The 6,118-nt window shown below is 66.6% G+C and carries 4 protein-coding genes; all 4 read left to right on the forward strand.

Going from position 1 to position 6,118, the window contains the following annotated elements; all coding sequences use genetic code 11:
- The first annotated feature begins 36 nt into the window (after positions 1 to 36).
- A complete protein-coding gene (locus LWH48_RS02655; protein ID WP_232911139.1) occupies positions 37 to 2,208 on the forward strand; it encodes a type I secretion system permease/ATPase in 2,172 nt (723 codons plus the stop codon).
- Positions 2,208 to 3,638 (forward strand): HlyD family type I secretion periplasmic adaptor subunit, encoded by a 1,431-nt coding sequence (locus LWH48_RS02660; RefSeq protein WP_232911140.1) that lies wholly within the window; start codon positions 2,208 to 2,210, stop codon positions 3,636 to 3,638. The genes LWH48_RS02655 and LWH48_RS02660 overlap by 1 nt, the downstream gene beginning before the upstream one ends.
- Positions 3,639 to 4,262 carry a helix-turn-helix transcriptional regulator gene (locus LWH48_RS02665; protein WP_232911141.1) on the forward strand — a complete coding sequence of 208 codons (624 nt, stop codon included), beginning with the start codon at positions 3,639 to 3,641 and terminating at the stop codon, positions 4,260 to 4,262.
- Positions 4,263 to 4,461: 199 nt separating this feature from the next.
- On the forward strand, positions 4,462 to 6,118 hold a 1,657-nt coding region (locus tag LWH48_RS02670; protein WP_232911142.1), incomplete at its 3' end, for a retention module-containing protein.

Genomic DNA, 6,118 nt, shown 5'->3' on the forward strand with positions numbered 1-6,118 from the left:
AGTGCCGGTGGGGCCATTCGATGAAAAGAGGTGTGTGTGACGCAGAGAGAGCCGCTTGAGTCATCGGAAGGTTCATCGCGTTCCGCAGTTCAGGATGAACTGCTGGAATGCCTGCAGACGGTGGCCACCTGTCACGACAGGCAGACCACCGCCGAATCCCTGACCGCCGGGCTGCCCTTGGAGCAGGGGCGCCTCACGCCCGGCGTCTTCCCGCGAGCCGCCAGTCGAGCCGGACTCTCGGCGCGGCTGGTCAAGAGCCGCCTGGTGCAGCTCAACCCGGCACTCTTCCCGGTGGTGCTGCTGCTCGAGCCGGGGCGCGCCTGCGTACTGCTGGGACTTGACCTCAAGTCACGCAAGGCCAGGGTTATCTTTCCCGAGCTGGGCGATGCCGAGAGCGAGGTAGCGCTGGATGGCCTGGAGTCCAGCTATAGCGGGCAGGCCATCTACGTGCGCCCCCGCTTCCACTTCGATGCCCGCGGCCCCGAGGTGAACCGACAGCATTCCCGGCACTGGTTCTGGGGCGTGATCCGCGAGAACCGCAAGCTCTACCGCGATGTCATCGCCGGCTCGGTGATGATCAACCTGTTCGCCGTGGCCATGCCGCTGTTCGTGCTCAACGTCTACGACCGGGTGGTGCCCAACCACGCCACCGAGACGCTGTGGGTGCTGGCGGTGGGTATCTTCGTGGTGCTCTGCTTCGACCTGGTGCTGCGTCTGATGCGCAATGCCTTCGTCGACCTGGCGGCGAGCCGGGCCGACGTCAAGCTGTCATCGTCGATCATGGCCCGGGTGCTGGGGCTGCGCATGGAGGCGAGACCCGCCTCCACCGGCTCCTTCGCGGCCACCCTGCAGTCCTTCGAGTCGGTTCGCGCCTTCATCGGCTCGGCCACGGTGGTGGCGCTGGTGGACCTGCCCTTCGTGCTGATGTTCGCCGCCATCATCGCCCTGATCGGCCCACCGCTGGTGATCCCGGTGCTGGTGGGCATCGCCTTTGTGCTGCTCTACGCCATGGCCGCCCAGGGCAAGCTGCACGAGCTCTCCGAGACCACTTGGCGGGTCAGCGCCCAGCGCAATGCCACCCTGGTGGAGTCGGTATCCCAACTGGAGACCGTCAAGACGCTGCGCGCCGAGAGCCGCATCCAGAACACCTGGGAGAAAGCCTCTGCCTACCTCTCGCGCACTGCCGCCCAACTGCGCCTGGTCAGCTCCTCGGTCTCCAGCGTGGCGCTGTGGGCCCAGCACAGCGTGGCGGTATGCGTGATCATCATCGGTGTCTACCAGATCATCGAGGGCAATCTCACCCAGGGCGGCCTGATTGCCGCCTACCTGCTCTCCTCGCGGGCCATGGCACCGGTCAGCCAGGCCGCGGCGCTGCTGGCCCAGTACCATCAGTCCTCCACCGCGCTGCAGTCGCTCAATGGCGTGATGGAACGCCCGGTGGAACGCCCCGAGGGCCGAGCCTTCGTCAGTCGTCCGGTGATCCGCGGCGAGATTCGCTTCGACAAGGTCTCGCTGCGCTATCCGGAGCAGGAGAACGAGGCGCTGCGCGATGTCTCGCTGACTATCCAGGCCGGCGAGAAGGTGGCGCTGCTGGGCCGTATCGGCTGCGGCAAGACCACCCTCAACAAGCTGGTGCTGGGTCTCTATGAGCCCACCGCCGGGGCGGTGATGATCGATGGCGTGGACCTGCGCCAGTTCGACCCCATCCAGCTGCGCCGCCAGATCGGTTACGTGCCTCAGGACGTCAGCCTCTTCTATGGCACCCTGCGCGAGAACATCGTTGCCGGCGGCGGCAGCGAGGGGGTGGATGACGAGGCACTGCTGCGGGCGATCAAGCTCAGTGGCCTGGAGGGCCTGGTCAACGGCCACCCCCAGGGGGTCGACTTGCCGGTGGGGGAGCGGGGCCAGGCCCTCTCCGGCGGCCAGCGCCAGTCGGTGGCGGTAGCCCGGGCGCTGGTCAATGACCCGCAGATCCTGTTGCTCGACGAGCCAACGAGCTCCATGGACCACACCAGTGAAGAGGTCTTCAAGGCCAACCTCAAGAGCTATGCGCGGGCCAAGACCATGGTCGTGGTGACTCACCGCACCTCGCTGCTCTCGCTGGTGGACCGCATCATCGTCATCGATGCCGGTCGCGTCATGGCCGATGGCCCCCGCGACAAGGTGGTCGAGGCGCTGCGCAAGGGACAGATCGGGAGGGCGCGCTGATGGCCACTAAGAAGGGGCCCACCGCCGAGCAGCGAGGCTTCGAGGCGATCGGGCGCTTCTCCGAGGTGGGCGGCAGGCCGTTTCGTCCCTTCATGGATCGCCTGTTTGCCAAACGCGTCACCGCGGCGCATATGAACCGTGACTGGGCCAGCGATGCCGACTGGGCCCGCCTGCAGCAGGACCCGATCCGTGCCCGCTGGTTCCTCTATGTGGTGCTGCTGGCTATCGTCGCCCTGCTGGTGTGGGCCTACTTCGCGCCAATCGACGAGGTGACCCGCGGCGCCGGCCGGGTTATTCCCACCAGCCAGCTGCAGCGCGTCCAGACCTACGACGGCGGCGTGGTGCAGGATATCCTGGTGCGCGAGGGGGAGCGGGTCGAGCAGGGGCAGGTGCTGATGCGCATCGACCCGACGCGTTACCTGGCCAACTTCCGCGAGAATCGCTCCCAGATCCAGTCGCTGCAGGCCCGGGCCGAGCGGCTGCGGGCGCTGGTCACCGATACCCCCTTCGCACCCTCCGAAGAGCTGCGCGCCCAGGCGCCGGATATCGTCGCCCAGGAGCGCGAGGCCTACGAGAGCGCCCGCGAGGAGCTGCGCGAGCAGGAAAATGTGCTGGGCGACCGTATCCGCCAGCGCGAGGAGGAGCTCCGCGAGGCGCGGGCGCGGCGCGACACCGCACAGCGCGAGGCCAACATGGCCAGCCAGGAGCTCAACCTGACCCGTCCGCTGCTCCAGTCCGGGGCGGTCTCCGAGGTAGAGGTGCTCAGACTGCGTCGCGAGGTGTCTCGCGCCACCGGCGAGCGCGACCAGGCGGCAGCGTCGGTGTCACGCCTGCAGGCCGCCGTGGAAGAGGCCGAAACCCAGCTTCGCGAGCTGGGGGCCGAGCGCCGCAACGACTGGCGCAACGACCTGAGCCAGACCATCGGCGACCTCAGCGCCCTGGAGGAGTCCGGCACCGGGCTGCAGGATCGCGTACGCCTGGCCGAGATTCGCTCGCCGGTCGACGGCGTGGTGCAGCGGCTCACCATCAATACCCTGGGCGGTGTGGCCCAGCCCGGCCAGGAGGTGGTCGAGATCGTGCCTTCGGATGACCAGCTGGTGGTGGAAGCGCGCATCGCCCCTCAGGACATCGCCTTCCTGCGTCCGGGCCAGCCCGCCACCATCAAGCTCACCGCCTACGACTTCGCCATCTATGGCGGCCTCGAGGCGGAGCTGGAGCGCATCAGTGCCGATACCATCACCGACGACAACGACAACACCTTCTATCTGGTGCGCGTGCGTTCGACCGAGGATGCCAATGCCAATCCCGAGATGGAGGTGATCCCCGGCATGACCGCCCAGGTCGATATCATGACCGGCAAGCGCACCGTGATGCAGTTCATGCTCAAGCCCGTGCTGCGGGCGTGGAGCAATTCCATGGGAGAACGATAGATGGCGACCTACTTCGTCAGTCAGGGCCACGATGAGATTCCACGCTGGCAAGAGGCCTTCCCGGATGCCCGCCTGATCCGCCCGGATGACCTCAATGCCAGGCTCGTGCGTGGCGACTGTGTCTGGGTAATGGCGGACGTGCCGCAGTGGCCGGAGCGCGTCGGTGAGCTGCAGCGTCGCGGCGCTGCTGTCGGGGTGATGACTTACTCTCCCGCCACCGCGGAGGCCTTCCTGGCGCTCGAGAGCGGGGCTCGGGCCTATGTGCATGCCCTCTCGCCCCCGGAGCTGCTGCGCCAGGCGCGGCTGGTGATCATGAACCAGGGGATCTGGGTGCCGCCGGAGCTGATGGCGCGGGTGGTGGGCGGCGCCTTCCAGGCCCTGGGCGGTGCCGGGCGCCTGCGCAGCGAGGCCCTGGCAGGGCTGACCGAGCGTGAGCGTGCCGTGGCCCTGGCGGTGATGGAGGGCTACAGCAACAAGGAGGTGGCGCGTCGGCTCGACATCACCGAGCGTACCGTCAAGGCGCACCTGGGCGCGGTGTTCCGCAAGCTGGGTGTGCGCGACCGCATGCAGCTGGTACTGCGGCTGTCACCGACCCACGAAGCGATCGCCGATACCAGCCAGTGAGCAAGACGGTGAGTACGGTCCATCTCCCACTCCCTTTTCTCCCGGCGATTGCCCCGATGTCGTGACGTAGATCAACTGCCGCCGCCTACTGTCCATCGGTCCAATATCCCGCCCCATGGTTATTGCCTAGCTTCAATGTATTGACCGGGCGTGCGTCGGCACGCCTGTTATCGCCAGAACACCCTGTAGGAGTCATACCATGACCATCGCCACCGTTACCGCCATTACCGGTCAGGCCTGGGCGCGCGACGCCGACGGCAACCTCCGCGAGCTCAGCATCGGTGACACCCTGCAGGATGGCGAGGTCCTCGTCACCGCGGATGGCGCCCGGGTCGAGCTCGACTTCGGCGACAACCTCGATCCCACCGTCATCCAAGGCGGCCAGGAGGTGGCCATGACCCCGGACCTCGGCGGCGAGGAGGCGGTGGCCGAGGAGGAGGCCAGTGCCCTCGATGAGGATCTGGAAGCCCTGCTGACGGCCATCGACGAAGGCGAGGGGGATCTGCTCGCCGAGTTGGATCCCACGGCGGCAGGTGCCGGACCCGGTGGCGGTGCGGAAGGCGGTCACAGCTTCGTGATGCTGGCACGTATCACCGAGCCCCTCAGCCCGCTCAGCTACGATTTCGGCATGGGTGCCCTCGACAGCGGCGAGTTCCCCGAGGATGAGTTCATCGCCCAGGCCGAGGAAGAGGATGGTCAGCCCACCATCGCGGTCAGTGTCACGGGTGACGACGTCGAGCTTGAGACCGCCGACTCCCTGAGCGTGGGCGAGGGTGGCGATACCGCCACCGCCAGTTTCGTGGATTCCTTCTCGGCTGTTTTCGAATTCGGTACCGATGGCCCGGGGAGTGTCTCTCTCTCCTATGGTCTTGGCCTGGCTCCCGGCGTAAGCAGTGGCGTTGACTCTGGCCTGACCAGCGGCGGCGACGAGGTCTACCTGCATGACATCGGCGGCGTGATTGTCGGTTCCACCAGCGCCGATACCGGCGCTGTCTCTGAAAGCAATACCGTCTTCACCCTTGGGGTGGACGGCAATGGCGATGTCACCCTGACCCAGTCCCAGCCGATCGACCACGACACGCCGGCTGACAGTGACTATGTCAGCGACGTCGAGACGCTGGCCGACGGTTTGGTGGTGATCACCGGTTCCGCCACCATCTCCGACAGCGATGGCGACACCGCCTCCGATAGTGCTTCGATCGACCTGGGCGGGAATATCCAGTTTACGGATGATGGGCCCAGCGTCTCTGCTGTACTCAGCGAGGCCAGTGTCAGTGTTGACGAGACCACTGCGGGCACGCCGAGCGGTTTCCCGATCAGTGCCACCAGCACCGCAGCGATCCTCACCCTCGACACCGACTTCGGTGCCGATGGTGCGGCGATCAGCAACGCCACCGTCTACGGTCTTGAGCTGAGCGGTGACGGCACTTCCGAACTTGCTACCGCCCAGGGCGACTACCCGATCAGTCTGGTCGAGACCAATGCCACCACCATCACCGGTCAGTATGTGGACGGCGACGGAGTCACCCAGACCGCCTTCACGGTAGCGATCAACGCTGACGGCACGCTGACGGTGACCCAGAATGTCGCCCTCGAACACCAGGATCCCGATGACGCCAACGACTTCCTCGACCTGGCGGGGCTGGTCACCGCTACGTTGACGGTGACCGATGCCGACGGCGATACCGATAGTGCCAGCGCCGAGATCGGCGGTGCAGTGAGGTTCTACGACGACGGCCCGACTGCGCAAACCGACACGCCGACCGAGGCGGTCACCGTGGCCCTGGACGAATCGCCGCTGCCGGATGCCGGCGACGGCATTCTCAGTGACAAGGGCGACTTCTCGGCCTATTTCA

This window comes from Halomonas sp. G15, assembly GCF_021282295.1.
Lineage (GTDB): Bacteria > Pseudomonadota > Gammaproteobacteria > Pseudomonadales > Halomonadaceae > Halomonas > Halomonas alimentaria.

What these genes read in the sequence shown, in the direction of transcription:
- LWH48_RS02665 (WP_232911141.1), top strand. Translation starts at nt 3,639, where the DNA reads ATGGCGACCTACTTCGTCAGTCAGGGCCACGATGAGATTCCACGCTGG.
- LWH48_RS02660 (WP_232911140.1), top strand. Translation starts at nt 2,208, where the DNA reads ATGGCCACTAAGAAGGGGCCCACCGCCGAGCAGCGAGGCTTCGAGGCG.